Consider the following 26,815-nt stretch of genomic DNA (forward strand, 5'->3'; position numbering starts at 1 on the left):
AAAGGCGGAGAAATGGGGACGACGTAAGTCGGGAGGGGAAAAGCAACAAACCCCGCGCTGCTGTTACACAGGCGGGGTTCGTTCTGACGAATATGGTTGCGGGAGCCGGATTTGAACCGACGACCTTCGGGTTATGAGCCCGACGAGCTACCAGGCTGCTCCATCCCGCGTCAGTGGGGCGAATTCTACAGTTTCCAGAATGGATGTCAAGCGCTAGTCGTTGATTTTTTTGAAATTTCTTTCAGCGCATTATTTGATGCAAAAGAAAAAGGCCACTGTGTGAACAGTGGCCTTTTCTCGAATCTGGTTGCGGGAGCCGGATTTGAACCGACGACCTTCGGGTTATGAGCCCGACGAGCTACCAGGCTGCTCCATCCCGCGCCTGTGAGATCGAATTCTACGGATTTACCCGTGAGTGTCAAGCTTTTTTCTGAAAAAACCTTTCCTGTTCAAACTCTTAGCGTTTGAATATGGCGCGCAGCTCAGGCGCGACGGGGCTTTCAGGCCGATTATCGACCAGTGCCGCGCACAGGCTGCATACCCCGAAGGCGCATGCGATACTATCTGTATGAATTTACAGTGCTGACGGTCATTCATGTCCTTGCGCAAGATCATCCACGTCGACTGCGATTGCTTTTATGCCGCGATCGAGATGCGCGACGACCCGCGCCTGGCCGGGCGGCCCATGGCGGTGGGGGGCTCGGCCGACCACCGTGGGGTGATCGCCACCTGCAACTATGAAGCGCGTGCCTATGGCGTGCGTTCGGCCATGTCGTCGCGGCACGCGCTGAAACTGTGCCCGGACCTGCTTATCGTCAAGCCGCGCTTCGAGGCCTACCGTGAGGCCTCGCGGGAAATCCACACGATCTTCCGCGACTACACCGAGCTGATCGAGCCGCTGTCGCTGGACGAGGCCTACCTGGATGTGAGCGACAGCCAGTGGTACTCGGGCAGCGCCACGCGCATTGCCGAGGATATCCGTCGCCGGGTCGCACGCACCCTGCATATCACTGTCTCGGCCGGTGTGGCGCCGAACAAGTTCCTGGCCAAGATCGCCAGTGACTGGCGCAAGCCCAATGGCCTGTTCGTGATTACCCCGGGCGACGTGGAGGCATTCGTCGCCGCCCTTCCGGTAGCCAGGTTGCATGGGGTGGGCAAGGTAACGGCAGACAAGCTGGCGCGGTTGGGTATCGAGACCTGCCTGGACCTGCGCGAATGGTCGCGCCTGGCGCTGGTGCGCGAGTTCGGCAGCTTTGGCGAGCGTTTGTGGGGGCTGGCGCGGGGTATCGATGAGCGTGCGGTGCACAATGATAGCCGCCGGCAGTCGGTCAGCGTGGAAAACACCTACGACACCGACCTGCCGGACCTGGCCAGTTGCCTGGCACGGCTGCCCGAGCTGCTGGAAAGCCTGAACGAGCGTATCGCCCGCATGGACAGCAGTTACCGGCCGGAAAAACCCTTCGTCAAGGTCAAGTTCCATGACTTCAGCCAGACCACCATGGAGCAGGCGGGGGCGGGCAGGGACCTGGAGAGTTATCGACAATTGCTGGGGCAGGCGTTTGCCCGTGGTGGCAAGCCGGTGCGCTTGCTGGGTGTAGGCGTGAGGTTGCGCGACTTGCGCGGGGCGCATGAGCAGCTGGAGCTGTTCCCGCCTAAATGAAAGGGGCCGCAAAGCAGCCCCAACGTGTTACTGCGCGCCTGGGTCGGCCACCAGCCGGCCAGTGGCCTTGGTCAGCGACTGCAGAAACTCCTGCTGCAACTCCGGGTCGTTGCGCGTCAGTTCGATCAGGCTCTGTTCCATTTCACTGGCTTCCTCTTCCAGGCCCAGTTCGGACAAGCGCTTGACCCGGTGTACCCATTGGCCGACATCGTCATCTTCGAGGTCATCGAAGATCAGTTCATGGGCTTCGAGCAGCTTGCTGCGCAGGGTGGCACTGACCAGCAGGCTGGCATTGCCACGTACCGCGTTGTCCTCGTCCAGCACCTGCAGATGCAGGGTACCGATGTGGTTGAGGTTCTGCTCGGAGAACGGGCTGTCGAGCAGGTTCAGGCGCAGCACGCCGTTCCTGTCGGTGGTCAGCTCGTGAGTCATCTTGCCGGCCTTGACCTCGACCAGGCGCTCGCTCCAGGGCACGCTGGTAGATTCCTCGCGCTTGCCTTTCTGCACTTCGCTGATCCCGGCCAGGTTCTGCTGGGCACGGCCGTTGGACGGCACGTTCATGAACGGGTTGAGCCCGTCCACGCCGTAGCTGAGCCAGTCGTGGGTGATGCTTTCCGGCAGGTTGCCCAGGGCGAAGACATTGACCACGTTGGCACCCACGCCCGCCACCACGGCCACCGCACCCAGCGGGATCTCGTAGATCTCCCGCCAGGGTTGGTAAGGCGTGTAGCGGTCATAGCTGCGGGTGACTTCGTACTCGGTGACTTCGAAGCGTTTCTGCTCATGCACGCGCACACGTCGTTGCGGAAGCTCCATCACCTTCGGCTCGCCGACATCGATCTGCAGGGTGTGCTCGAGCAGTTTGCGCTCGACGCGCTCCTCATGGTCGCTGCGCTGGGACATCTGGTTGGCGCAGCCGCTGACGAGCAGGGCGCCGCACAGTGCGGCGCCCCCCAGGGGAAAGGTACTTCGCTTGAACATGATCACTCGTGCATTGGTTATCAGCGGCGAACGCGGGCCTGCAGGAAGGTCAGCACTTCATTGAGCGGCAACGCCTGGGCGTCCTGCTCGGTGCGGTGCTTGTACTCCAGGTTGCCTTCGGCCAGGCCGCGATCGCTGACAACGATGCGGTGCGGGATGCCGATCAGCTCCATGTCGGCAAACTTGATGCCTGGGCTGGTCTTCTTGTCACGGTCGTCCAGCAGCACTTCGTAACCGGCAGCAGTCAGCTCGGCGTACAGCTTGTCGGTCGCCTCGCGAACCACCTCGGTTTCGTAGCGCAGCGGTACCAGGGCGATCTGGAACGGGGCCAGGGCGTCGTTCCAGATGATGCCCTTGTCGTCATAGCTCTGCTCGATGGCAGCGGCGACCACGCGGGACACACCGATGCCGTAGCAGCCCATGGAAAGGGTTACCGGTTTGCCGTTCTCGCCCAGTACCTGGCACTTCAGTGCCTCGCTGTACTTGGTGCCGAGCTGGAAGATGTGGCCTACTTCGATACCGCGCTTGATCACCAGGGTGCCCTGGCCGTCCGGGCTCGGGTCGCCTTCGACCACGTTTCGCAGGTCGGCGACCTGTGGAACCGGCAGGTCGCGCTCCCAGTTCACGCCGAAGTAGTGCTTGTCGTCGATGTTGGCGCCAATGCCGAAGTCGCTCATCAGGGCAACCGAGCGGTCAATGACGATTTCCAGCGGCAGGTTCAGCGGGCCGAGCGAGCCGGCGCCGGCACCGATGGCCTCGCGCAGTTCGGCATCGGTAGCCATGACCAGCGGGTCGGCAACCTGTTCCAGCTTGGCCGCCTTGATTTCGTTCAGTTCGTGGTCGCCCCGTACGATCAGGGCGACCAGCTTGCCTTCCTCGGCACCGCGCACGATCAGGGTCTTGACGGTTTTCTCGATCGGCAGGCCGAAGTTTTCCACCAGTTGGGCGATGGTCTTGGCGTTCGGGGTGTCGACCAGGCGCAGCTCCTCGGTAGGAGCCGGGCGCACGGTTTCACGCGGGATGGCCTCGGCCTTCTCGATGTTGGCGGCGTAGTCGGAGCTGTCGCTGAAGATCACGTCGTCTTCGCCGGACTCGGCCAGTACGTGGAATTCGTGCGAATAGCTGCCACCGATGGAACCGGTGTCGGCTTGCACTGGGCGGAAGTCCAGGCCCAGGCGGGTGAACACGTTGCTGTACGCCTGGTGCATGCGGTCGTAGGTTTCCTGCAGGGAAGCCTGGTCGGCATGGAACGAGTAGGCGTCCTTCATGATGAACTCGCGGCCGCGCATCAGGCCGAAGCGCGGGCGGATCTCGTCACGGAACTTGGTCTGGATCTGGTACATGTTGAGCGGCAGCTGTTTATAGCTGGACAGCTCGTTGCGGGCCAGGTCGGTGATGACTTCTTCGTGGGTCGGGCCAACGCAGAAGTCGCGCTGGTGGCGGTCCTTCAGGCGCAGCAGCTCGGGGCCGTACTGTTCCCAGCGGCCGGATTCCTGCCACAGCTCGGCGGGCTGGATGCTGGGCATCAGCACTTCCAGGGCGCCGGCAGCGTTCATTTCCTCACGCACCACGGCCTCGACCTTGCGCATCACCCGCAAGCCCATCGGCAGCCAGGTGTACAGGCCGGAGGCCAGTTTGCGGATCATGCCGGCACGCAGCATGAGCTGATGGCTGATGACCACTGCGTCGGCAGGGGTTTCTTTCTGGGTGGCGAGCAAATATTGACTGGTGCGCATGGTGAGCCGTGTCGATTGCCTAAGACATTGAAATGACCCCGCATTGTACGGGGGCGAAACGAAGGCGTACAGGATGCCCCAGGGCGTGACACTTGTCAGCCAAGAAAAAGCCCGGCGTGATCGCCGGGCTTTTTCAGGTGCGGGGCACTGCAAGCCAGGCTTACAGGATGCTCAGCGGGTACTCCACGATCAGGCGCAGTTCGTCGATCGATGGGGAATCGTAGTAAACGCCATCGGAAGAGCGGTAGGTGGCCTGACGTACGCGGAAGCTCAGGTCTTTCGCCGGGCCGCTCTGCAGTACGTACTTGATATCGACGTCGCGTTCCCATTCCTTGCCGTTGCTGGTGCCGGCGACGTTGGCGTCGGTACCGCGTACATAACGGGTCATGAAGGTCAGGCCCGGGATGCCGTATTCGGCGAAGTTCAGGTCGTAGCGAGCCTGCCAGGATTTCTCGTCTTCGGCGTTGAAGTCGGAACGGGCCACGGAGTTGGCCAGGAAGATGGTGCCGCCACCGTCGATGCCATAGCCATAGTCGCCGTCGCCGGTGACTTTCTGGTAGGCCAGGGTGAAGGTGTGAGCGCCGATGTTGTAGGCGCCCGACAGGCTGAACGCGCGGTTGTCCAGCTTGTCGCCATCGAATGCGAGGTAATCGGCCGAGCCTTCGCTCTTGGTGTCATAGATGTTGAAGTCGAACACCAGGCCTTGTTTGTCCGAGATCGGCAGTGCCCAGTTGACGTTGGCGTAGTACTTGCGCCAGTAGTCTTCGACCTTCGAGTAGTACAGGCTGGTGCTGAGGTTGTCGGTGAAGGCGTAGGTACCACCGACCACGTTGGCTTCCTTCAGGCCGAAGCTGTCGCGGTTGGTCTGCTCCTGGGCGGTCAGGCTGGTGAAGTGACCAGCATGCAGGGTCAGGCCCTCGATCTCGTTGCTGGTGATCAGGGTGCCCTGAGCGATTTCTGGCAGCAGGCGGCTGTCGTCGGTAGCGAAGACCGGCAGTGCGGTGAACTGGTCACCCACTTTCAGCACGGTGTCGGAGATACGGAACTTAACCGCACCACCGCCCTTGGAGTAGTCATCCTGCGAACGGCCGTCGGAGCCGGTCGGGAACAGGCCGGTACCGGCGCGGCCCTTGCCGCTGTCCAGTTTCAGGCCGAGCATGCCGATGGCATCGACACCCACACCCACGGTGCCCTGGGTGAAGCCGGACTCGAAGGTGCCGAGGAAGCCCAGGCCGGTTTCTTCGCGACGGCTCTGGCCGCCTTCGTTGTTACGGAAGTCACGGCTGAAGTACAGCATGCGGGTCTTGACGTTCAGCTTGCTGTCTTCGATGAAACCTTTGGACTCGTCCTGGGAAGAGGCCACTGCCAACTGCGAGGTCCCTGCCGCAACGGCCAGGGCGATCATGCTCCACTTCATCACGCGCATCGTGATTTGCTCCTTTGGTTTTTAGGAAGAGTACCGCTGCGTCCAAGTTTTCTAGTTATATGGGGCAGCTCTTTCTTGTTATGTCGGCGAAAATGTATAGCACGCAGACTGTTGTTGGCGATATGGGTATAAACATCCTTTTCGGAACTTTTTCACCATGTCGCTTTTAGGTATTTCCATGTCGCAAATCACGCCCCGGTTTAAGGGCCGTACAACTCCAGCGCTGTTTCTTTCACCGTAACGAAGCTGTAACTACCGATTCCGGTTGCGGAAACTCCCTGGTAACCAATGCCGCTGTTGTTATTTGTCGCGTACACCTGCCGATGCAGATGTCGTGCCGACTTGGCGTGAAAGGAATGCAACAAGCGTGCTCAAAATTCGCAACGCTTCATGAAATTTTCACAAAACCTGCTACCGGGGGTCGGAAAGTGCCGTAAACACGGGGCGAGAGCCGCCTGGCGGGGTATTACAGTCAAGAATCATTAAAATTTGAAAAGCTGTCATGAAAGTCAATGTGTTACCGCAACTTGTTCATGCAGCGTCACCTGTGGGGTGGCAAGTGTGGTGCGAGGTGTGCCGGCAGCCTCATTTTGGTGCGAAAAGTAGCGCTGTGTTACCGGGAGCGTGCACGGTATCCTTGCAGGTCTGTTTTCCGCGTGACGCGGGTTGGTTCTGCCTGAAGGAGATTTGCCGTGTTCGTCCTCGATTCGCGTTTGCAGCAGGATTCGCTGGTGCTGGGGGAATTTGCGTTGTGCCAGTTGCTGCTGAGCAAGGATGCCAACTACCCATGGTTCATCCTGGTGCCCAAGCGCGCCGGCATCAGCGAACTGTTCGAGCTCGATGCTGCGGAGCAGCAGCAGTTGTGGCAGGAAACCACCAACCTGGCCGAAGCGCTGAAAGCCAGCTACAGCGCCGACAAGATGAACGTGGCCACCTTGGGCAATGTGGTCAGCCAGTTGCACATGCACGTGATCGTGCGCCAGCGCGACGACGCGGCCTGGCCGGCACCGGTGTGGGGCAAGTGCCCGGCAGTGGCCTACACCGACGATCAGGTGCAAGCGATTCGCCAGCGCTTGCGCGGGCTGCAGCTCGCCGGCTACCAGGAGGCCTGACATGTCGCTTGAATCGCGAGTGGTCGAACTGGAAACCCGCCAGGCGTTCCAGGATGACACCATCCAGGCGCTGAATGACGTGGTGGTCGAGCAAGGGCGGGTGATCGAGCGGCTGCAGTTGCAGATGGCCGAGCTGATCAAGCGTTACGAAGAGATGGTTGGTCAGTACGGCAGCGAAGGGGACGAGGCGCCACCGCCTCATTATTGATACCTGAAACCCTGCAGGAGCGGGAATGCCCGCTCCTGCAGGGGATGGTTTCTGCAGTCAGATCAGCGGCGGGTTACCGCAACCACATCCTCGGCCTGTAGGCCTTTGTCGCGGTGCATAACGGAAAACTCCACGCGCTGGCCTTCCACCAAGATGCGGTGGCCTTCGCCGCGAATGGCGCGAAAGTGCACGAAGATATCATCGCCCGAGTCGCGGGAGATGAAGCCGAAGCCCTTGGATGTGTTGAACCACTTCACGGTACCGGTATCACGATTGCCGGTATCCTGCGCAGCATGTTGGCTGGCGCGGGCCTTGCGCGGGCTGCGGGCGAAGCCCACGGCCAGGTGCACGGCCACGGCCAGCGCCGCGCAGACCAGTGCGGCCAGGTTGCCCATTTCCGGGCGGGCCAGCAATGTCAGGGTCTGCAGCACCACCGCCACTACCAGCAGGGCGCAGGCCAAATGCTGCAACTGCTGCCGCGCGCCGCGGTAGTACAGTGGCACGACCGGGGCCAGCACCAGGTTGAGCAGGCCGAGCAGGCTCAGGTACACCGCGTCGGGTTGTTGCAGGAAGGGTGAAGCATCGGTTTTCAGGCTGGGTATGAGCGATAGCAGCAAGGCTGCCACGCCCGTCACCAGATGGACGATCTTGAACATGGGTTGGCTCACAGTTGATAAGGCCGATCACAGGAAGAGCTGGCAGCACGGTGCGCATGAGGTGTAGAGCGCGAACACGCGGTAGCCAGCCTATGCACCCGGCAATGACAAGCCGCACGGGTGGCACCCTGCCTATTTAACAGTAAAGCCGCAGGCTACTCAAACCGCAGGCCGCGACGGGCGATGTGTTGCGCCATGTCACATGCGGCGTGTGCCAAGTGTTGCTAAAGTGGTCGGCACCCGCTTGGGTCTCAAGCCTTATGGAAAGGGGAACTTCATGGCAATCGATATCGGTATCAGTGAAGAAGATCGCAAGTCCATCGTCGATGGGCTGTCCCGCCTGTTGTCGGATACCTACGTGCTGTATCTGAAAACCCATAACTTCCACTGGAACGTCACCGGTCCGTCGTTCCGCACCCTGCACCTGATGTTCGAAGAGCAGTACAACGAACTGGCACTGGCGGTCGACTCGATCGCCGAGCGCATCCGCGCCCTGGGCTTCCCGGCACCGGGAGCCTATGCATTCTATGCGCGGCACTCCTCGATCAAGGAGGAAGAAGGGGTGCCGCCTGCCGACGAGATGATCCGCCAGCTGGTCCAGGGCCAGGAAGCCGTGGTGCGTACCGCGCGCAGCATCTTCCCTGTGGTGGACAAAGTCAGTGACGAGCCGACCGCCGACCTGCTCACGCAGCGCATGCAGGTGCACGAAAAAACCGCCTGGATGCTGCGGGTGCTGCTCGACGGCAAGTAGATACCCTGCGCTGTACCGGCCCGTAGGAGCGGCCTTGTGTCGCGATGGGCTGCTCCTACAGGTTCTGCGCAATTTTGTGCAGGAAGATTTTGCCACTGCTTTAAGCTCGCCCATCAGCGCTTCATAGGCCACCTGGTACCTGTGACGAGGAAGTGTGGCGCATGATGCAAGCAAGCAAACGTGTGGCTGGCCAGGGGCGTTGGCCAGGTAAACAGTGCATCGACCCGTTCAAGGCGGATTTCGACATGTTGCAGACCCAGCCGGTGTCACGCTCGGTGCGGCTCAACGGTTTTTCCACCTGCCTGCGGCTGGAGGCCGTCTACTGGGGTATCCTGGAGCGCATCGCCGCGGCCAACCGCTGCTCGGTTAGCGCGGTGCTGTCCTACGTCGATCGCGAGGTACACCTGCGCCAGGGTGGGGTGCGCAACTTCAGCGGGCTGATCAGGGTGATCTGCGTCGCCTGGCTGCTGGACCCGCCAAGTGTGCGCTGATCGCCTGGCGGGCTGCGCAGTGCTTGCTAACCATATATAATCCCGCTTTTTGCTGCCCCGGCAGCCAGCGTTGTGGTTGACGAGAGACACCCATGCCCCTTTATGACTATCAATGTGCATCCTGCGAGCACCGCATGGAAGTGCTGCAGAAGATCAGCGCCGCGCCGCTGACCGATTGCCCGGCCTGCCAGGCGCCGGCGCTGAAGAAGCTGTTGTCGGTGCCCGGCTTCCGCCTGAGCGGTAACGGTTGGTACGAAACCGACTTCAAGACCGGGGCGAAAAAGAATCTGGCAGGCGGCGACAAGGCCGACTGAGTTGAATGCTGTGACCGGGTCTTGCAGTATTAGCCCTCTCCGGGCGGCCAAGGCCTCCACCGAATACACGAATCACGAGAAGCGAAACCACCATCATGATGCGCAGCCATTATTGCGGCCAACTGAACGAGAGCCTGGACGGCCAGGAAGTCACCCTTTGCGGCTGGGTCCATCGTCGCCGCGACCACGGCGGGGTGATCTTCCTCGACATCCGTGACCGCGAAGGCATGGCCCAGGTCGTGTTCGACCCGGATCGCGCCGAAACCTTCGCCGCTGCCGACCGCGTGCGCAGCGAATACGTCGTGCAGATCACCGGCAAGGTCCGCAAGCGCCCTGAAGGTGCGGTGAATGCCAACATGGCTTCCGGCGCCATCGAGATCCTCGGCTACCAGCTGAACGTGCTCAACGAAGCGGAAACCCCGCCGTTCCCGCTGAACGAATACTCCGACGTCGGCGAGGAAACCCGCCTGCGTTACCGTTTCATCGACCTGCGTCGCCCGGAAATGGCCGACAAGCTGCGCCTGCGTTCGCGCATCACCAGCAGCATCCGTCGCTTCCTCGACGAGAACGGCTTCCTCGACGTCGAGACGCCGATCCTGACTCGTGCCACCCCGGAAGGCGCACGTGACTACCTGGTGCCTAGCCGTACCCACGCCGGCAGCTTCTTCGCCCTGCCGCAGTCGCCGCAGCTGTTCAAGCAGTTGCTGATGGTCGCCGGCTTCGACCGCTACTACCAGATCGCCAAGTGCTTCCGTGACGAAGACCTGCGTGCCGACCGCCAGCCGGAATTCACCCAGATCGACATCGAGACCAGCTTCCTCGATGAAAGCGAGATCATGGGCCTGACCGAAAGCATGATCCGCAAGCTGTTCAAGGAAGTGCTGGGCCTGGAATTCGGCGAATTCCCGCACATGACCTTCGAAGAAGCCATGCGCCGCTACGGCTCCGACAAGCCGGACCTGCGTATTCCGCTGGAACTGGTCGACGTCGCCGACCAGCTCAAGGATGTCGACTTCAAGGTGTTCGCCGGCCCGGCCAACGATCCCAAGTGCCGCGTCACCGCCCTGCGCCTGCCAGGCGGCGCCAGCATGCCGCGCAGCAAGATCGACGAGTACACCAAGTTCGTCGGCATCTACGGTGCCAAGGGCCTGGCCTACATCAAGGTCAACGAGCGCGCCAAGGGCGTCGAAGGCCTGCAGTCGCCGATCGTCAAGAACATCCCCGAGGCCAACCTCAACACCATCCTCGACCGCGTTGGCGCCGTTGACGGCGACATCGTGTTCTTCGGTGCCGACAAGTTCAAGGTGGTCAGCGAAGCCCTGGGCGCGCTGCGTATCCGCCTGGGTCACGACTTCGAGCTGCTGACCTGCGAATGGGCACCGATGTGGGTGGTCGACTTCCCGATGTTCGAAGAGAACGAGGATGGCAGCTTCACCGCGCTGCACCATCCGTTCACCGCGCCGAAGTGCACCCCGGAAGAGCTCGAGGCCAACCCGGCCGTGGCCCTGTCCCGTGCCTACGACATGGTCCTGAACGGTACCGAACTGGGTGGCGGTTCGATCCGTATCCACCGTAAAGAGATGCAGCAGGCCGTGTTCCGCCTGCTGGGCATCGAGGCGGCAGAACAAGAAGAGAAGTTCGGCTTCCTGCTCGACGCCCTTAAGTTCGGTGCGCCGCCTCACGGTGGCCTGGCCTTCGGCCTGGACCGCCTGGTCATGCTGATGACTGGCGCCCAGTCGATCCGTGAAGTGATCGCCTTCCCGAAAACCCAGAGCGCCGCTTGCGTCATGACCCAGGCCCCTGGCATGGTCGACGCCAAGGCCCTGCGCGAGCTGCACATCCGACTGCGCGAACAGACCAAGGTCGAGTAAGCAGTCCCCGGGCGCATCCACATGGATGCGCCTTTGCGTTTCGGCGCAGGCAATTTCCCGCCCCGCCCCTTACTGGGGCGGGGCTGTTTGTGATTCAAAGGATTCGGAGTCGTTATGGCTGGTCATTCCAAGTGGGCGAACATCAAGCACCGCAAAGAGCGCCAGGATGCCAAGAGAGGCAAGATCTTCACCAAGTGGATCCGCGAACTGACGGTCGCTGCCAAGCAGGGTGGTGCTGACCCGGCATCCAACCCGCGCCTGCGCCTGGCGCTGGACAAGGCACTGGGCGCCAACATGAGCCGCGACATCATCGATCGTGCCGTGGCCCGTGGTGCCGGCACCAACGAAAGCGACAACGTCGAAGAGCTCAGCTACGAAGGTTACGGCCCGGGTGGCGTGGCGATCATGGTCGAGGCCATGACCGACAACCGCAACCGTACCGCCGCTGCCGTGCGTCATGCCTTCACCAAGTGTGGTGGCAACCTGGGTACCGACGGTTCGGTGGCCTACCTGTTCGAGCGCAAGGGGCAGATCAGCTTTGCCCCGGGCGTTGAAGAAGATGCGCTGATGGAAGCGGCGATGGAAGCCGATGCCGATGACGTGGTGGCCAACGACGACGGCTCGTTCGACGTGTTCACCTCGTTCAACAGCTTCTATGCCGTGCGCAACGCGCTGGAAGAGGCGGGCTTCAAGGCCGCTGACGCGGAAATCGTCATGCAGCCGACCACCAGCGCCGAACTCGACCAGGAGGGTGCCGAAAAGGTGCTCAAGCTGATCGACATGCTCGAAGACCTCGATGACGTGCAGAACGTCTACTCCAATGCCCAGATTTCCGACGAGATCATGGAAAACCTCGGCTAAGGTATCCTGGCGATCCAGGCCAGTTCTTCAAGTTTGTCAGCGCCTGTACCGGCCCTTTCGCGGGTAAACCCGCTCCCACAGGTACTGCACCAGCTTCAAGAGCGGTGCAGTACCTGTGGGAGCGGGTTTACCCGCGAAAGGGCCGGTACAGTTTGCAGAGATGCATCAACTTTTCGACAGGCACTATGACTCTGATTCTTGGTATCGACCCCGGCTCGCGCATCACCGGCTATGGCGTGGTACGCCAGACCGCCCGTGGTTGCGAGTACGTGGCGTCGGGCTGCATTCGCACCGGCAGCGGCGAGCTGCACGAACGTTTGCAGATCGTTTTTCGTGGCGTGGGTGAAATCATCGCCCAGCACGGCCCGGTCACCATGGGCATCGAGCGGGTATTCATGGCCCGTAACGCCGATTCGGCGCTCAAGCTCGGCCAGGCCCGTGGTGCGGCCATCGTCGCCGCCGCCGAAGCCGGCCTGGAAATCGCCGAATACAGCGCCACCCAGGTCAAGCAGGCGGTAGCCGGTACTGGTGGGGCCAACAAGGAGCAGGTGATGATGATGGTCATGCACCTGCTGAAACTGACGCAGAAACCGCAGATCGACGCCTCCGACGCCCTGGCCATCGCCCTGTGCCACGCGCATACCCGCTCCAGCCTGGTGCCGCATGGCCTGGCCACGGCACGGCGACGCGGCGGGCGCTTGCGTCTGTAGGCGCTTCATGCGCTGATACACATTTTGTTCGGGTGATGCGTTCACCCGCTGCATTTGCTGATAGGGTTGAGCGGTCTTTGACCGGCTCCCCGAGAGGAAGGATCGGAACGTGATTGGACGTTTGCGCGGCACCCTGGCGGAAAAACAGCCGCCGCACCTGATTATCGACGTCAACGGCGTGGGTTATGAACTGGAAGTTCCCATGACCACGCTGTACCGTCTGCCCAAGGTGGGCGAACCCGTCACCGTGCACACCCACCTGGTGGTGCGCGAGGATGCTCACCTGCTCTACGGTTTTGCCGAAAAGCGCGAGCGCGAGCTGTTCCGCGAGCTCATCCGCCTGAATGGCGTAGGGCCGAAGCTGGCCCTGGCGTTGATGTCCGGGCTGGAAGTGGACGAACTGGTGCGCTGCGTGCAGGCCCAGGACACCTCGGCCCTGGTGCGCGTGCCTGGTGTCGGCAAAAAAACCGCCGAACGCCTGCTGGTCGAGCTCAAGGATCGCTTCAAGGCTTGGGAAACTTCCCCGGCCATGTTCACCCTGGTCTCTGATGGGCCGCTGCCGGTCGCCAGTGCATCCACAGCCGAAGCCGATGCCGTCAGCGCCCTGGTTTCGCTGGGCTACAAGCCGCAGGAAGCCAGCAAGGCGATCGCCGCGATCAAGGACAAGGCCGGCCTGAGCAGTGAGGAACTGATCCGCCGCAGCCTGAAAGGGATGATTACCAAGTGATCGAAGCCGACCGTTTGATCGCCGCCAGTGGCCGCGACCGTGAAGAAGTCCAGGACCGTGCGATCCGCCCGCTGCGGCTGGACGAGTACATCGGCCAGCCGGTGGTGCGCGAGCAGATGGCGCTGTTCATCCAGGCCGCCCGTGGCCGCAGCGAGTCGCTCGACCACACGCTGATCTTCGGCCCACCCGGCCTGGGCAAGACTACCCTGGCCAACATCATCGCCCAGGAAATGGGCGTGTCGGTCAAGAGTACTTCGGGGCCGATCCTCGAGCGCCCGGGTGACCTCGCTGCGATGCTGACCAACCTCGAACCGCACGATGTGCTGTTCATCGACGAGATCCACCGGTTGTCACCGGTCGTCGAGGAGGTGCTGTACCCGGCGATGGAGGACTTCCAGCTCGACATCATGATCGGCGAAGGGCCAGCGGCCCGTTCGATCAAGCTCGACCTGCCGCCGTTCACCCTGGTTGGCGCCACCACCCGTGCCGGCATGCTCACCAACCCGCTGCGGGACCGTTTCGGTATCGTCCAGCGCCTGGAGTTCTACAGCGACAAGGACCTGGCCACCATCGTCAGCCGTTCGGCCGGCATCCTTGGCCTGGCCATCGAAGACCAGGGTGCCTATGAGATCGCCCGCCGGGCTCGTGGCACGCCACGTATCGCCAACCGCCTGCTGCGCCGCGTGCGCGACTACGCCGAAGTGCGCGGCAAGGGGCAGATCACCAAGGCCGTGGCCGACATGGCGCTCAACCTGCTGGACGTCGACGAGCGCGGTTTCGACCACTCCGACCGCCGCTTGCTGCTGACCATGATCGAGAAGTTCGACGGTGGCCCGGTCGGCGTGGACAACCTGGCCGCGGCCATCAGTGAAGAGCGCCACACCATCGAGGACGTGCTCGAACCGTACCTGATCCAGCAAGGCTACATCATGCGCACGCCGCGCGGCCGCGTGGTCACCCGGCATGCCTACCTGCACTTTGGCCTGAACGTACCCGGGCGCCTGGGGGAGGGTGGGGATTTTTCCGAAATGGGCGATGAGTGACAGATCGAAAACGGCTTTTCGTGGTCCTACCGCTGGCATGCCGAGGGTGCGCTGGCAATAAGACATTAATGAAGAAAAAACAGTTGCCACAGCGGATTGGCAAGCTGAGGAGTAAGCACTAGAGTATGCGCGCGCAAAATGGCCTGGAACCTTTCGCACACCGTTGTCGCGTCTATTACGAAGATACCGATGCCGGTGGCGTGGTGTATTACGTCAATTACCTGAAATTCATGGAGCGCGCGCGTACCGAGCGGCTGCGGCACCTGGGTTTTTCACAGGCGCAGCTGGCTGAAGACAACCTGCTGTTCGTGGTCCACTCCAGCGAAGCGCGCTATCACGCGCCGGCGCGGCTGGACGACGAGCTGCGGGTCACCGCGCAAGTACTTGAACTCAATCGCGCCAGCCTGCGCTTCGTGCAGCAGGTCTGGCGGGAAAAAGATGAAACGCTGCTCTGCGAAGGGCAGTTCCTGGTGGCCGCCGTGCGCGCCGACACTTTCAAACCCCGAGCCATACCCCCGGAGCTGCGTGACGCCTTTGCGGCGGACGGCTCGGGTACTCAATCGAATGCAGGAGAATAAGCGTGGAAGCTAACGTCGTCGACCATACCTCCATGTGGAGTCTGGTCAGCAATGCCAGCGTGTTGGTACAGCTGGTAATGCTGACCCTGGTGGCCGCCTCGGTCACCTCATGGGTCATGATCTTCCAGCGCAGCACCATGCTGCGCGCCGGTCGTCGTGCGCTGGATGCCTTCGAGGAGCGCTTCTGGTCGGGCATCGACCTGTCCAAGCTGTACCGCCAGGCAGGCAGCAACCCAGACCCGGATTCCGGTGTCGAGCAGGTCTTCCGTGCCGGCTTCAAGGAATTCTCGCGCCTGCGCCAGCAGCCGGGCGTCGACCCGGACGCGGTCATGGAGGGTGTTGCCCGTGCCATGCGCGTAGCCATCTCGCGCGAGGAAGAAAAGCTCGAGCAGAGCCTGCCATTCCTGGCCACCGTCGGTTCGACCAGCCCGTACATCGGCCTGTTCGGTACCGTATGGGGCATCATGAACTCCTTCCGCGGCCTGGCCAGCGCCCAGCAGGCCACCCTGGCCACGGTTGCCCCGGGTATCGCCGAAGCGCTGATCGCCACCGCCATCGGCCTGTTCGCGGCAATCCCGGCGGTTATCGCCTACAACCGCTTCTCTGCCCGCAGCGAAGTGCTGATCGGCCGTTACTACACCTTCGCCGACGAGTTCCAGGCGATCCTGCACCGCAAAGTGCACACCAGCGAAGAGTAATCAGGTAGAAGCCCATGGCCCGAGTTCGCCACAAACGCAAGCCCGTCGCCGAGATGAACGTGGTGCCCTACATCGACGTGATGCTGGTACTGCTGGTCATCTTCATGGTGACGGCGCCCATGCTCAACCAGGGCGTGAAGGTAGACCTGCCCAAGGTATCCAGTGAAGCCTTGCCGCAGGACAACAACGTCCAGATCCTCACCATCTCCATCAGGGCCGACAAGACCTACTACTGGAACCTTGGCAGCGAAGTCGATACCGACAAGCAGATGGACAAGGCCATGACCTTGCCTGCCATGACCGACGCGGTGACCAAGATCATTGCCGCCGGCCGTGACCAGGGCAAGCAGACCCAGGTGTTCATTCGTGGCGACAAGGCTGTCGACTATGGCGCGGTCATGGGTGCCATGGGCGGGTTGCAGAAGGCCGGTGTCGGTAACGTTGGCCTGATTACCGAGGCGCCCTGATGCAACAGCGAGAGCCATCCGCCTCGGAAAGCTACTTCTGGCCCAGTATCTGGGCCATCGGCCTGCATGTGCTGGTGTTCGCCCTGCTGTTCGTCAGTTTTGCCATGACGCCTGAGCTGCCGCCATCCAAGCCGATCGTCCAGGCTACCCTGTACCAGCTCAAGTCCAAGAGCCAGGCGACCACCCAGACCAATCAGAAGATTGCCGGGGAAGCGAAGAAAACCGCTTCGCGCCAGACCGAGGTCGAGCAGCTGGAACAGAAGAAGGTCGAGCAGGAGGCCGTGAAGGCCGCGGAACAAAAGAAAGCCGACGCCGCTCAAAAGGCCGAAGAGGCTCGCGAGGCCGCCGAAGCCAAGAAAGCCGAGGCAGCTGCCGAAGCCGCAGAGGCCAAGAAAGCCGCAGAAGCCAAGAAGGCCGAAGAGGCGAAGAAGGCTGCCGAGAAGCAGCAGGCCGACATCGCCAAGAAGAAGGCCGAGGAAGAAAAGAAAAAAGCCGAGGAAGAGGCCAAGAAAGAGGCCGCTGAAGAGGCGAAGAAAAAAGCCGCCGAGGACGCCAAGAAAAAGGCGGCCGAAGAGGCCAAGAAGAAAGCAGCCGAGGACGCCAAGAAGAAAGCGGCGGCCGAGGAAGCGAAGAAGAAGGCAGCTGAAGAGGCCAAGAAAAAGGCTGCTGCAGATGCCCAGAAGAAAAAGGCACAGGAAGCGGCCCGCAAGGCGGCGGAAGACAAGAAAGCCCAGGCCCTGGCCGAGCTGTTGTCCGATACCACCGAACGGCAGCAGGCGCTGGCCGACGAGCAGGGTGACCAGGTGGCCGGCGACTTCGACGACCTGATCCGCATGCGCGCGGCCGAGGGCTGGGCACGTCCGCCTTCCGCGCGCAAGGGCATGACGGTGGTCCTGCAGATCAACATGTTGCCGGACGGTACCATCACCAGCGTCAGCGTGGCCCGGTCCAGTGGTGACGGCCCGTACGACAGCTCGGCGGTGGCAGCAGTGAAGAACATCGGTCGACTGACCGAGATGCAGGGTATGAAGCCGAGCGATTTCAACCAATATCGTTCGTTCAAGATGACATTTACACCTGAGGATCTAGCGTTGTGATTAAACGTCTGAGAGGACTGCTGGTCATGCTGTGCTGCGTGGCAGGCATGGCCGTGGCAGAGGAAAAGAACATCCTGGTCACCAGCGGCAGCGACCGGGCCACGCCCATCGCGGTAGTGCCGTTCGGTCTGCAGGGCGGCAGCGTGCTGCCGGAAGACATGGCCGACATCATCGGCAACGACCTGCGCAACTCCGGCTACTACTCGCCGATTCCGCGGCAGAACATGATCAGCCAGCCGTCGCAGGCCAGCGAAGTGATCTTCCGTGACTGGAAAGCGCTGGGCGCACAGTACGTGATGGTCGGCAGCATCGTGCCGTCCGGCGGTCGCCTGCAGGTGCAGTACGCACTGTTCAACGTCGCCACCGAGCAGCAAGTGCTCACCGGTAGCGTCGCGGGCAGCGTCGACCAGCTGCGCGACATGGCGCACTACATCGCCGACCAGTCGTTCGAGAAGCTCACCGGCATCAAGGGTGCGTTCTCCACCCGCATGCTGTACGTGACGGCCGAGCGCTTCTCCACCAACAACACCCGCTATACCCTGCAGCGTTCGGACTACGACGGTGCACGTGCGGTTACCCTGCTGCAATCGCGCGAGCCCATCCTGTCGCCGCGCTTTGCTCCGGATGGCAAGCGCATCGCCTATGTTTCGTTCGAGCAGAAGCGCCCGCGCATCTTCGTCCAGCACATCGATACCGGTCGCCGCGAGCAGGTCACCAACTTCGAAGGCCTGAACGGTGCGCCAGCCTGGTCGCCGGACGGCACGCGCCTGGCGTTCGTGCTGTCGAAGGACGGCAACCCGGACATCTACGTTATGAACGTGGCTTCGCGCCAGATCAGCCGTGTCACTGCCGGCCCGGGCATCAACACCGAGCCGTTCTGGGGCAAGGATGGCAACACCCTGTACTTCACCTCCGACCGCGGCGGCAAGCCACAGATCTACAAGCAGTCGGTCAGTGGCGGTGGTGCCGAACGTGTAACTTTCGTGGGTAACTACAACGCCAACCCGAAACTGTCGGCGGACGAAAAGACCCTGGTGATGATCCATCGCCAGCAGGGCTTCACCAACTTCAAAGTTGCAGCCCAGGATTTGCAGCGCGGAAGTGTAAAGATTCTCTCGGAAACGAGTCTTGATGAGTCACCCACTGTTGCGCCAAACGGCACCATGCTAATCTACGCCACCCGCCAGCAGGGCCGGGGAGTCTTGATGCTCGTGTCGCTTAATGGCCGCGTGAGGCTCCCACTTCCTACCGCTCAAGGCGAAGTCAGAGAACCGTCCTGGTCCCCTTACCTGAACTGATTGCGGCGTAATACTTTTGCTTAACACACTGGGGTTTCATTAGGAGTTTCACGATGGAAATGCTGAAGTTTGGTAAATTTGCTGCGCTGGCTCTGGCCATGGCCGTAGCTGTAGGTTGCTCCTCGAAGGGCGGTGACAACGCAGGCGAAGGCGCTGCTGTAGATCCGAACGCTGGCTACGGTGCCAACACTGGCGCTGTTGACGGCTCCCTGAGCGAAGAAGCTGCCCTGCGCGCAATCACCACCTTCTACTTCGAATACGACAGCTCGGACCTGAAGCCAGAAGCCATGCGCGCTCTGGACGTTCACGCCAAGGACCTGAAAGCCAACGGCAACCGCGTTGTTCTGGAAGGCAACACCGACGAGCGCGGCACCCGCGAGTACAACATGGCTCTGGGTGAGCGTCGTGCCAAGGCCGTTCAGCGCTACCTGGTTCTGCAGGGCGTTTCCCCTGCTCAGCTGGAACTGGTCTCCTACGGTGAAGAGCGTCCGGTTGCCACTGGCAACGACGAGCAGTCCTGGGCTCAGAACCGTCGCGTAGAACTGCGTAAGTAAGTTCTCATGCGTATGTGCCGCCGTGTAGTAACCGTCCTCGCACTCAGCCTGCCGCTCGCGGCCTGGGCTGAGGTCCCTGTAGTTGATGACAACGCAGGCAGTTATCCGCCTGCGGGTTATGGCACGAGCGGCGCCTATGCCGGGTCAGGGGCTTCGGCCCCTGCCTCTGCACAGGGCCAGCTGTTCATGCAGCTGCAACAGATGCAGGATCAGCTTTCCCGCCAGCAAGGCATCATCGAAGAGCTGCAGAACGATGTGTCGCGCATGAAGCAGGAAAACCTGGAGCGTTACCAGGACCTGGACCGTCGCATCAACAGTGGCGCCGCGCCTGCCGCGACCCCTGACAATTCCTCCGGTGGTGGTGCCTCCAATGCCGCCCCCGATGCAGCAGCAGGTGCTGCTGCGCAACAACCGGCCGCCAGTAGCGAGCCGGGTGATCCGGCGAAAGAAAAGCTCTACTACGATGCCGCTTTCGACCTGATCAAGCAGAAAGACTTCGACAAGGCCAGCCAGGCGTTCAGCGCCTTCCTGCGCAAGTACCCCAACAGCCAGTACGCCGGCAATGCCCAGTACTGGTTGGGTGAAGTTAACCTGGCCAAGGGCGACCTGCCTGCTGCCAGCCAGGCGTTCGCCCAGGTCAGTCAGAAGTATCCGAAGCACAGCAAGGTGCCGGACTCGCTGTACAAGCTGGCCGACGTCGAGCGCCGCATGGGCAACACCGACAAGGTCAAGGGTATCCTGCAGCAGGTCATTACCCAGTACCCTGGCACCTCGGCCGCGCAACTGGCCCAGCGTGACCTGCAGAAGCTCTAAGCCGTACCGTTTGAAAGAAACCCGCGCCTGTCGCGGGTTTTTTCGTTAGAATCACTGCCCTTTTTTCGTAAACACGCTGCTGCGGATAACGCTATGTCGAGTCCGCGACAGTGCCTGACGGAGGCGGACAGCCTGTTTAGCTGTCACGCCCGTGGCGAGCATGCAAGACACATTACGCATCACCGAAGTCTTTTACTCCTTGCAGGGTGAAACGCGAACGGCTGGGTTGCCCACGGTTTTCGTGCGCCTCACCGGTTGCCCCCTGCGCTGCCAGTACTGTGACAGTGCCTATGCCTTCAGTGGCGGTACCGTTCGCACCCTCGATTCGATCCTTGAGCAGGTCGCCGGCTTCAAGCCGCGCTACGTCTGTGTCACCGGTGGCGAGCCACTGGCCCAGCCCAACGCCTTGCCGCTGTTGCAGCGCCTGTGTGACGCCGGTTACGAGGTGTCGCTGGAAACCAGCGGTGCGCTGGATATTGCCGGCACCGACACCCGCGTCAGCCGCGTGGTCGACTTGAAGACCCCTGGCTCCGAAGAGTCGCACCGTAACCGCTACGAGAACATCGAACAGCTGACCCGCAACGACCAGGTCAAGTTCGTTATCTGTTCCCGCGAGGACTACGACTGGGCGGTCTCCAAGCTGATCCAGTACAACCTGGCAGAGCGTGCCGGCGAGGTGTTGTTCTCGCCCAGCCACCACCAGGTAAACGCCAGCGAGCTGGCGGACTGGATCGTCGCCGACAACCTGCCCGTACGCTTCCAGCTGCAGCTGCACAAGCTGCTGTGGAACGACGAACCCGGACGTTGATTGAGGAGCAAGCACAGATGACCGAAAAACGCGCAGTAATCCTGTTGTCCGGCGGCCTGGACTCGGCCACCGTGGTCGCCATGGCCAAGGCCGAAGGCTACAGCTGCTACACCATGAGTTTCGACTATGGCCAGCGCCACCGCGCGGAACTGAACGCCGCGGCCCGCGTTGCCCGCAACCTGGGTGTGGTCGAACACAAGGTGATTGGCCTGAACCTGGACGGCATCGGCGGCTCGGCATTGACCGACAGCAGCATCGACGTTCCGGAAACCCCGGGTGAAGGCATCCCGGTCACCTACGTGCCGGCGCGCAACACCGTATTCCTGTCCCTGGCCCTGGGCTGGGCAGAGGTGCTTGAAGCCCGTGACATCTTCATTGGTGTGAATGCCGTGGATTACTCCGGCTACCCCGATTGCCGCCCCGAGTTTGTCGAAGCCTTCGAGCGCATGGCCAACCTTGCGACCAAGGCCGGTGTCGAAGGGCAGGGCTTCCGTATACAGGCACCGCTGCAGAACATGAGCAAGGCGCAGATCGTGCAGGCCGGTATGGCTCGCGGCGTGGATTACAGCCTGACCGTTTCCTGCTACCAGGCCGATGATGACGGCCGTGCCTGCGGCAAATGCGACAGCTGCCGCCTGCGTGCCGACGGCTTCAAGGCCGCCGGAGTCGAAGACCCGACGCGATACTTTTGAAAAAAGTTTGATGGGGTGTTGATTTCCCGTTAGAAATCAGTATTATACGCGCCATCCAACGGGTCGTTAGCTCAGTTGGTAGAGCAGTTGGCTTTTAACCAATTGGTCGTAGGTTCGAATCCTACACGACCCACCATATGCAGTACGTCAAAGCCCGCTACCGGCAACGGTCGCGGGCTTTTTCGTTTTCGGCTGCTTGTACTGGCCCATCGCCGGCAAGCCAGCTCCCACAGGGCTTGCGCATGACTCGGGGCTGATGCGGTCGAGGTGGGGGCTGGCTTGCTGGCGAAAGAGGCGCAAAGCGCCCCCCAGCTTACTCAGCCCACTCCGGATCCCCTGTAAACACCACCGTCAGCCAACGGTCCGGCCCTTCACCGCCCACGGCATCACCGATCTCGTTGCGCCACGCATCCCATTCATCGATGGTTTTCGCGGCCATTGCCTTCGGCACGATGAAATACAGTTCGATCTCCCGCGAGCGCCCGACCTTGGCCACATAGGCGCGGTATGACTGCAGCCCGTGGCGAGCAACGAAGGCCTTGGCGACTTCATCCACGTGCAGCTTGAGGTCGCCTGGGGTCACCAGGAAAATTTCCGAAAGGGCCTGGCGCACCACCGACATCGGCAGTGGCACGATCACCAGGCAGACCAGCGCCAGCACCGCCGGGTCGATATACGGCGACACCCACTCCAGCGATGTACCCTGCACTGCATAGCCAAAGCAGAACGCGATCAGCAGCGCGGCGGTGATGCTGGCCGACATCACCCAGCCCTTGACGTCCATGCGCACGAAATCCGAGCCCAGCTTGCGGTTGGCGCGGGCCTCGACGATCGCGATGGTCACGCAGGCGATCACGGTCAGCACCGCGTAGACCATGGCGATGCCGAACTCCAGGTGACGCCCGCCTTGCAGCAGGCTGCTGACGGCGTTGATCAGCGCATAGATGGCCACGCCGCTGAGCAGGATGCCGTTGAGCGCCAGCACCATCGGCTCCAGGTGCCAGAAGCCCATGGTGAAGCGCTCTCGCAACTTGCGTGACATCTGCACGCTGGTGGTGTGCGCGGTAATCAGCCTGACCACCACCAGCGACAGCCCGCTCATGCTGGCATCGACCAGCGAATAGACGCCGTCGAACACGATGGAGAACGAGCCGGAGGCCAGGCCGAAGGCGATGCCGATGATGGCAATGAACAGGGTGACGGCGATCGAGGTGCGTAACAGGCCCTGTTCGCTGGTGATGTCGAAGAAGGTGGATCTGGTTGGGTTTTGCATAAATTGTGCTCTAGAAGAAACGATGATGCTGAATTGCCTGTCAGGGCCTCTTCGCGGGTGAACGCGCTCCCACAGGCTGGCGTCGCCTTCGAGATCGGCGCAAAACCCTGTGGGAGCGGGTTCACCCGCGTAGAAGGCGCACCGGCCCTGACAGGTTAGACGCGGAACTGCTCCATCAGCGCCTGCTGCTGGTTGGCCAGCCGGTTCAGGGCCTGGCTGATCCGCGCTGATTCATCGGCCTGGCCTGCCAGCGATTCGGTCACATCGCGAATGCCGGCAACATTGCGGTTTACTTCCTCGGCCACCGCGCTCTGCTCTTCAGCCGCCGAGGCAATCTGCAGGTTCATGTCGCTGATCACCGCCACTGCCTCGCCAATACGTTGTAGCGCCGGCAGCGCCTGTTCCATCCGCGCAGCGCTGTCCTGGGCCTGGCGCTGGCCTTCGTGCATGGCGCCCACCACATCCTGGGTGCCTTGCTGCAAGCCTTCGATGACCTGGCGAATTTCCTCCACCGACACCTGGGTACGTTGGGCCAGACCGCGCACTTCATCGGCCACCACGGCAAAACCACGCCCGGCTTCGCCTGCACGGGCGGCTTCGATGGCCGCGTTGAGCGCCAGCAGGTTGGTTTGCTCGGCAATAGTGCGGATCACTTCCAGCACCGAACCGATCTGCCCACTGCGGCCTTCCAGTGCGCGTGCTTCGTCCATGGCGCTGTTCATGCCGGCGGCCAGGCGGTCGATGCCCTGGCGGGTGCTGTCGATCAGTTGCAGGCCCTCGCGGCTGGCCTGGTCGGCAGCGCGTGCGGCCTGGGCCGCCTGCGAAGCGTTATGGGCGACATCAAGAGCGGTGGCGCTCATTTCATTGGCGGCGGTGGCCACCTGTTCGATTTCGCGGTGCTGTTGCTGCATGCCGCTGCTGGTCTGGCTGGCGATGGCTGCCGACTGGTCGGCGGTGCCTCGGGCTTCCTGCAGCGAGCCTTTGACCTGGGCTATGACCGGCTGCAGCTTGTCGAGAAAGCGGTTGAACCAACCGGTAAGCTGGCCCAGTTCGTCCTGGCGGGCGTAGTCCAGGCGGCGGGTGAGGTCGCCTTCGCCGCTGGCGATGTCTTCCAGGCGCGCGGCCACGGCCAGGATTGGCCGGGTCACGCCGCGCGCGGTCAGCCACACCAGCAGCAAACCGACTACCGCCGCGCCCAGGCCAACCAGCAGGCTGGTGAGGTTGGCGCTGTGGTTGTGCGCATCCAGGCGCTGGTTGAGGGCGACCGCAGGCGCCTGCAGTACGCTTTCCGGCAGTTCCAGCAATACCTGCCAAGGGGCGGCATCAGGGATTGGCGTGAACGGGTGGGCAACACGCAGCAGGCCGTCGGCTACCGCCTTGTCCATGGGCTCGCCGAGTTTGCTGTCGTCGCGGCTGTTGCCGGCCAGCAGGCCAGCCGCGCTGGCGATACTGACCTGGCCCTGGCCGTCGAACAGTTCCCGGCGGCCGTCCAGGCTCAGCTGCTGCAGGTTGGCCAGACCGATGTCCAGGCCGACCACGCCGACCACCTTGCCGTGCTCCAGCAGCGGCAGGGCGATGCTGGTCATCAGCACCTCGCGGCCATTCACTTCGTCGAGGTATGGCTCGAGCATGCAGGTTCTGGCGGTGTCCTGCGGACAGGTCAGCCAGCGGTTCTTCGCCACACCGTTGCTGCCGATGCTGGCGTCACCGAGCATCGATTCCGGCATGGCTTCAAGCTCCAGGGTGCCGGGGCGGGGTTGTGACCAGTACAGCGAGAAGCGCCCGCGCTCATTGCTGCCCATGGCATCCTGGCCGAGGTACTGGCTGTCCGGGTCCAGGGCGTTGGGCTGGAACACCAGGTACAGGCCGATCACATCCGGGTTGCCGGCCAGGCTGGCGCGGGCCTGGCGCGTCAGTTCGGCGCGCAGGTCGTTGCCGCCACGGGCCTTGAGCACCTGCACCAGGCGGGCAAAGCCATTGCCGTACTGGTAGGCGTCCATGAAATAGCGCTGGATGCGCAGGGCCTGGGTTTCGGCATGGGCCTGCAGGCGCAGGCGTGCGCTGCTGTCGAGCATTTCAGTGTTGGCCTGGTTGACCAATGCCGCACTGCGCCGCGCCTGGGCCAGCGATGTGGTTACCAGCAGGGCAACGATGGCCAGCAGGCACAGGCCGGCGAGGAGGGTGATCTTCCACTGGATGGAGAGGCGACGCAGCGGCATGAGGGCTTTCCTTTTCGATCAAATGCAACGCCCGCGATCAGGCGCGGGCGTTGTCGACAGCATGGGTCATTCAGCGATGTAGTTGGGTGGGGAGTCCCTGAAGGCTTTGGTCAGCCAGGCCAGGTACAGCAGGCCGAGCAGTGCCCAGACACCACCGAACAGCAGCGAGTGGGCGTTCAGGTCCAGCCACAGCGAGACGATTATGCAGAAGCCGATGGTGGGCGCCACCAGGTACGTCAGCTGATTGGCCAGGCCCTGGCGCTTGCCTTCGCGCAGGTAGCAGTGGTTGATCACCGACAGGTTGACGAAGCTGAACGCGACCAGCGCACCGAAGTTGATGATCGAGGTGGCGGTGACCAGGTCGAAGAAGATCGCCGACAGCGAAATCAGGCCCACCACCGCGATGTTCAGCACCGGCGTCTTGTAGCGCGAGTGCAGCCGGGCGAACAGGCTGGCCGGGATCACGTTGTCGCGGCCCATCACGTACAGCAGGCGCGACACGCTGGTCTGTGAGGCCAGGCCCGAGGCGATGGTGTTGATCACGGTGCAGGCGATGAAGATCGACTGGAACAGCTTGCCGCCGACGTACAGGGCGATTTCCGGCAGTGCCGCTTCCTGGTCGTGGAAGCGGGACATGGTCGGGAAGTAAGCCTGGATGAAGTACGACACGGTGATGAACACCAGGCCGCCAATCAGGGCGGTGAGGAAGATCGCGCGAGGGATGGTCTTGCCCGGGTCGCGGGTTTCTTCGGACAGGCAGGTGACCGCGTCGAAGCCGAGGAACGAGAAGCACAGGATGGTCGCACCGGCGGCCAGGGCGCTGAGCTGGGTCTTGTCGTCGGCGAACGGCAGCAGGCTCCAGGCGGTACCCAGCCCTTCACCCTGGTCCAGGCCACGCACGCACAGGTAGATGAACACGGCGATGATCGCCACCTGCACGGCCACGAACAGCAGGTTGAAGTGCGCCACCAGGTTCACGCTGCGCATGTTGATCAGGCTGATCAGGGTGACGAAGCCGGCTACCCACATCCACTCCGGTACTTCCGGGAACATGGCCGAAAGGTACAGCTTGGCCAGCAAGGCGTTGACCATTGGCAACAGCAGGTAGTCGAGCAACGACGACCAGCCGACCAGGAAGCCGACGTGCGGGTTGATCGCGCGCTGGGTGTAGGTATAGGCCGAGCCCGACTGTGGGAAGCGCCTTACCAGGGTGCCGTAGCTCACGGCGGTGAACAGGATCCCGGCCAGCGCCAGGATGTAGGCGCTGGGTACGTGGCCGGCAGTAATCCCGGAAACGATGCCGAAGGTGTCGAACACGGTCATCGGGGTCAGGTAGGCCAGGCCGATGATGATCACGTGCCAGAGGCGCAGGGTTTTACGGAGTTGGCCGTTGCCGGAAGCGCTGTGATCAGGCTGCATGCTGGCATGGCTCCTGCGGCTGGGCGTAAACGGCGGGCACGGTGTACTGCGCATGCGGCAAGGGCGAGCGGGTGGGCTCCATGTTGTTCACCTTTATTGTTGGAGCAGCGGGGACGCGGGGGAGCGCGCAAAGTGGTGAAAATAAAAAACGATGGGTAGCTTGGTGTCAAGTTAAACATGACAAGATGTTGCTGGATTGAAATATTTATCGATTAAAGTGGGGTTTTGTTCGGTTTTTGCGCGTTTTTTTGCGGTTATGATCAATTTTGGTGTTCGCAAAAATTAACGAAGGCCGGTCGCACTTGGAAGGTATGTCAGGCGTTTCCCAAAAACGGGATTTCTCGAGACTGGC

27 protein-coding genes and 3 tRNA genes are annotated in these 26,815 nt (G+C 62.0%); 21 read left to right on the forward strand and 9 right to left on the reverse strand.

Annotated features, from left to right (window positions below):
- Nucleotides 1–93: 93 nt before the first annotated feature.
- Both ACK1U9_RS15460 and ACK1U9_RS15465 read right to left on the reverse strand, forming a co-directional pair.
- Nucleotides 94–170, reverse strand: a tRNA-Met gene (locus tag ACK1U9_RS15460).
- A gap of 134 nt (nt 171–304) precedes the next feature.
- Nucleotides 305–381, reverse strand: a tRNA-Met gene (locus ACK1U9_RS15465).
- Nucleotides 382–601: 220 nt separating this feature from the next.
- On the opposite strand from ACK1U9_RS15465, the gene dinB reads away from it, so the two are divergent.
- Nucleotides 602–1,660: a DNA polymerase IV gene (gene dinB / locus ACK1U9_RS15470; protein WP_178081787.1), complete on the forward strand. Its 1,059-nt coding sequence runs from the start codon at nt 602–604 to the stop codon at nt 1,658–1,660.
- A gap of 27 nt (nt 1,661–1,687) precedes the next feature.
- Here dinB and ACK1U9_RS15475 read toward each other — a convergent pair whose 3' ends face one another.
- From ACK1U9_RS15475 to ACK1U9_RS15485, 3 genes are all read right to left on the reverse strand, one after another.
- Nucleotides 1,688–2,641: a lipoprotein gene (locus tag ACK1U9_RS15475; protein WP_046616210.1), complete on the reverse strand. Its 954-nt coding sequence runs from the start codon at nt 2,639–2,641 to the stop codon at nt 1,688–1,690.
- Nucleotides 2,642–2,661: 20 nt separating this feature from the next.
- A complete protein-coding gene (locus ACK1U9_RS15480; protein WP_046616209.1) occupies nt 2,662–4,377 on the reverse strand; it encodes a proline--tRNA ligase in 1,716 nt (571 codons plus the stop codon).
- A 160-nt stretch (nt 4,378–4,537) separates the two neighbouring features.
- Complete coding sequence (locus ACK1U9_RS15485) at nt 4,538–5,803, reverse strand: OprD family porin (protein ID WP_108480107.1); 1,266 nt, start codon at nt 5,801–5,803, stop codon at nt 4,538–4,540.
- Nucleotides 5,804–6,495: 692 nt separating this feature from the next.
- On the opposite strand from ACK1U9_RS15485, the gene ACK1U9_RS15490 reads away from it, so the two are divergent.
- Both ACK1U9_RS15490 and ACK1U9_RS15495 read left to right on the forward strand, forming a co-directional pair.
- Entirely contained in the window at nt 6,496–6,915 is a 420-nt protein-coding gene (locus ACK1U9_RS15490; protein WP_046616207.1) for an HIT family protein, read from the forward strand.
- Nucleotide 6,916: 1 nt separating this feature from the next.
- Nucleotides 6,917–7,123, forward strand: coding sequence for a SlyX family protein (locus ACK1U9_RS15495; RefSeq protein WP_025340266.1), 207 nt, complete (start codon nt 6,917–6,919; stop codon nt 7,121–7,123).
- Nucleotides 7,124–7,185: 62 nt separating this feature from the next.
- Here the strand turns inward: ACK1U9_RS15495 and ACK1U9_RS15500 are convergent, their stop codons facing one another.
- The gene (locus ACK1U9_RS15500) at nt 7,186–7,779 is read right to left on the reverse strand and encodes a cold-shock protein (RefSeq protein WP_085600991.1); all 594 of its coding nucleotides are present in this window, start codon (nt 7,777–7,779) and stop codon (nt 7,186–7,188) included.
- Nucleotides 7,780–8,056: 277 nt separating this feature from the next.
- On the opposite strand from ACK1U9_RS15500, the gene ACK1U9_RS15505 reads away from it, so the two are divergent.
- From ACK1U9_RS15505 to ACK1U9_RS15590, 18 genes are all read left to right on the forward strand, one after another.
- A complete protein-coding gene (locus ACK1U9_RS15505; protein WP_025340264.1) occupies nt 8,057–8,530 on the forward strand; it encodes a Dps family protein in 474 nt (157 codons plus the stop codon).
- 161 nt (nt 8,531–8,691) lie between these two features.
- Nucleotides 8,692–9,021, forward strand: coding sequence for a ribbon-helix-helix domain-containing protein (locus ACK1U9_RS15510; protein ID WP_024087590.1), 330 nt, complete (start codon nt 8,692–8,694; stop codon nt 9,019–9,021).
- 92 nt (nt 9,022–9,113) lie between these two features.
- Nucleotides 9,114–9,335 (forward strand): FmdB family zinc ribbon protein, encoded by a 222-nt coding sequence (locus ACK1U9_RS15515; RefSeq protein WP_003254776.1) that lies wholly within the window; start codon nt 9,114–9,116, stop codon nt 9,333–9,335.
- 95 nt (nt 9,336–9,430) lie between these two features.
- Nucleotides 9,431–11,206 carry an aspartate--tRNA ligase gene (gene aspS / locus ACK1U9_RS15520; protein ID WP_449109994.1) on the forward strand — a complete coding sequence of 592 codons (1,776 nt, stop codon included), beginning with the start codon at nt 9,431–9,433 and terminating at the stop codon, nt 11,204–11,206.
- A 114-nt stretch (nt 11,207–11,320) separates the two neighbouring features.
- The gene (locus ACK1U9_RS15525) at nt 11,321–12,067 is read left to right on the forward strand and encodes a YebC/PmpR family DNA-binding transcriptional regulator (RefSeq protein ID WP_046616204.1); all 747 of its coding nucleotides are present in this window, start codon (nt 11,321–11,323) and stop codon (nt 12,065–12,067) included.
- Nucleotides 12,068–12,252: 185 nt separating this feature from the next.
- Nucleotides 12,253–12,777: a crossover junction endodeoxyribonuclease RuvC gene (gene ruvC, locus ACK1U9_RS15530; protein WP_004375291.1), complete on the forward strand. Its 525-nt coding sequence runs from the start codon at nt 12,253–12,255 to the stop codon at nt 12,775–12,777.
- Nucleotides 12,778–12,886: 109 nt separating this feature from the next.
- Nucleotides 12,887–13,504: a Holliday junction branch migration protein RuvA gene (ruvA, locus tag ACK1U9_RS15535; protein ID WP_015271473.1), complete on the forward strand. Its 618-nt coding sequence runs from the start codon at nt 12,887–12,889 to the stop codon at nt 13,502–13,504.
- On the forward strand, nt 13,501–14,547 hold the full coding sequence (ruvB, locus tag ACK1U9_RS15540) for a Holliday junction branch migration DNA helicase RuvB (protein WP_108480111.1): 1,047 nt from the start codon (nt 13,501–13,503) through the stop codon (nt 14,545–14,547). Before ruvA ends, ruvB begins: the two co-directional genes overlap by 4 nt.
- 125 nt (nt 14,548–14,672) lie before the next feature.
- On the forward strand, nt 14,673–15,125 hold the full coding sequence (ybgC, locus tag ACK1U9_RS15545) for a tol-pal system-associated acyl-CoA thioesterase (protein ID WP_015271472.1): 453 nt from the start codon (nt 14,673–14,675) through the stop codon (nt 15,123–15,125).
- 2 nt (nt 15,126–15,127) lie between these two features.
- Complete coding sequence (tolQ, locus tag ACK1U9_RS15550; RefSeq protein WP_015271471.1) at nt 15,128–15,823, forward strand: protein TolQ; 696 nt, start codon at nt 15,128–15,130, stop codon at nt 15,821–15,823.
- Nucleotides 15,824–15,837: 14 nt separating this feature from the next.
- The gene (gene tolR / locus ACK1U9_RS15555; protein ID WP_196173963.1) at nt 15,838–16,290 is read left to right on the forward strand and encodes a protein TolR; all 453 of its coding nucleotides are present in this window, start codon (nt 15,838–15,840) and stop codon (nt 16,288–16,290) included.
- Nucleotides 16,290–17,387: a cell envelope integrity protein TolA gene (gene tolA, locus ACK1U9_RS15560; protein ID WP_046617158.1), complete on the forward strand. Its 1,098-nt coding sequence runs from the start codon at nt 16,290–16,292 to the stop codon at nt 17,385–17,387. Before tolR ends, tolA begins: the two co-directional genes overlap by 1 nt.
- A gap of 26 nt (nt 17,388–17,413) precedes the next feature.
- Nucleotides 17,414–18,685: a Tol-Pal system beta propeller repeat protein TolB gene (gene tolB / locus ACK1U9_RS15565; protein ID WP_046617157.1), complete on the forward strand. Its 1,272-nt coding sequence runs from the start codon at nt 17,414–17,416 to the stop codon at nt 18,683–18,685.
- A 53-nt stretch (nt 18,686–18,738) separates the two neighbouring features.
- The gene (gene pal / locus ACK1U9_RS15570) at nt 18,739–19,239 is read left to right on the forward strand and encodes a peptidoglycan-associated lipoprotein Pal (protein WP_003254755.1); all 501 of its coding nucleotides are present in this window, start codon (nt 18,739–18,741) and stop codon (nt 19,237–19,239) included.
- A gap of 6 nt (nt 19,240–19,245) precedes the next feature.
- A complete protein-coding gene (gene ybgF / locus ACK1U9_RS15575; RefSeq protein ID WP_046617156.1) occupies nt 19,246–20,052 on the forward strand; it encodes a tol-pal system protein YbgF in 807 nt (268 codons plus the stop codon).
- Nucleotides 20,053–20,212: 160 nt separating this feature from the next.
- A complete protein-coding gene (queE, locus tag ACK1U9_RS15580; RefSeq protein WP_015271468.1) occupies nt 20,213–20,860 on the forward strand; it encodes a 7-carboxy-7-deazaguanine synthase QueE in 648 nt (215 codons plus the stop codon).
- Nucleotides 20,861–20,877: 17 nt separating this feature from the next.
- Nucleotides 20,878–21,552, forward strand: coding sequence for a 7-cyano-7-deazaguanine synthase QueC (gene queC, locus ACK1U9_RS15585; RefSeq protein ID WP_046617155.1), 675 nt, complete (start codon nt 20,878–20,880; stop codon nt 21,550–21,552).
- Nucleotides 21,553–21,612: 60 nt separating this feature from the next.
- A tRNA-Lys gene (locus ACK1U9_RS15590) sits at nt 21,613–21,688 on the forward strand.
- A 177-nt stretch (nt 21,689–21,865) separates the two neighbouring features.
- Here ACK1U9_RS15590 and ACK1U9_RS15595 read toward each other — a convergent pair.
- The 3 genes from ACK1U9_RS15595 to ACK1U9_RS15605 all read right to left on the reverse strand — a co-directional run bounded on the left by ACK1U9_RS15595 (nt 21,866) and on the right by ACK1U9_RS15605 (nt 26,463).
- A complete protein-coding gene (locus ACK1U9_RS15595; RefSeq protein WP_085600994.1) occupies nt 21,866–22,825 on the reverse strand; it encodes a cation diffusion facilitator family transporter in 960 nt (319 codons plus the stop codon).
- A 155-nt stretch (nt 22,826–22,980) separates the two neighbouring features.
- Nucleotides 22,981–25,044, reverse strand: a complete 2,064-nt coding sequence (mcpU, locus tag ACK1U9_RS15600) for a methyl-accepting chemotaxis protein McpU (RefSeq protein WP_085600995.1) — start codon at nt 25,042–25,044, stop codon at nt 22,981–22,983.
- 66 nt (nt 25,045–25,110) lie between these two features.
- Nucleotides 25,111–26,463, reverse strand: coding sequence for an APC family permease (locus tag ACK1U9_RS15605; RefSeq protein WP_085600996.1), 1,353 nt, complete (start codon nt 26,461–26,463; stop codon nt 25,111–25,113).
- Between the last annotated feature and the right edge of the window lie 352 nt (nt 26,464–26,815).

The organism is Pseudomonas sp. XP1 (assembly GCF_053557675.1).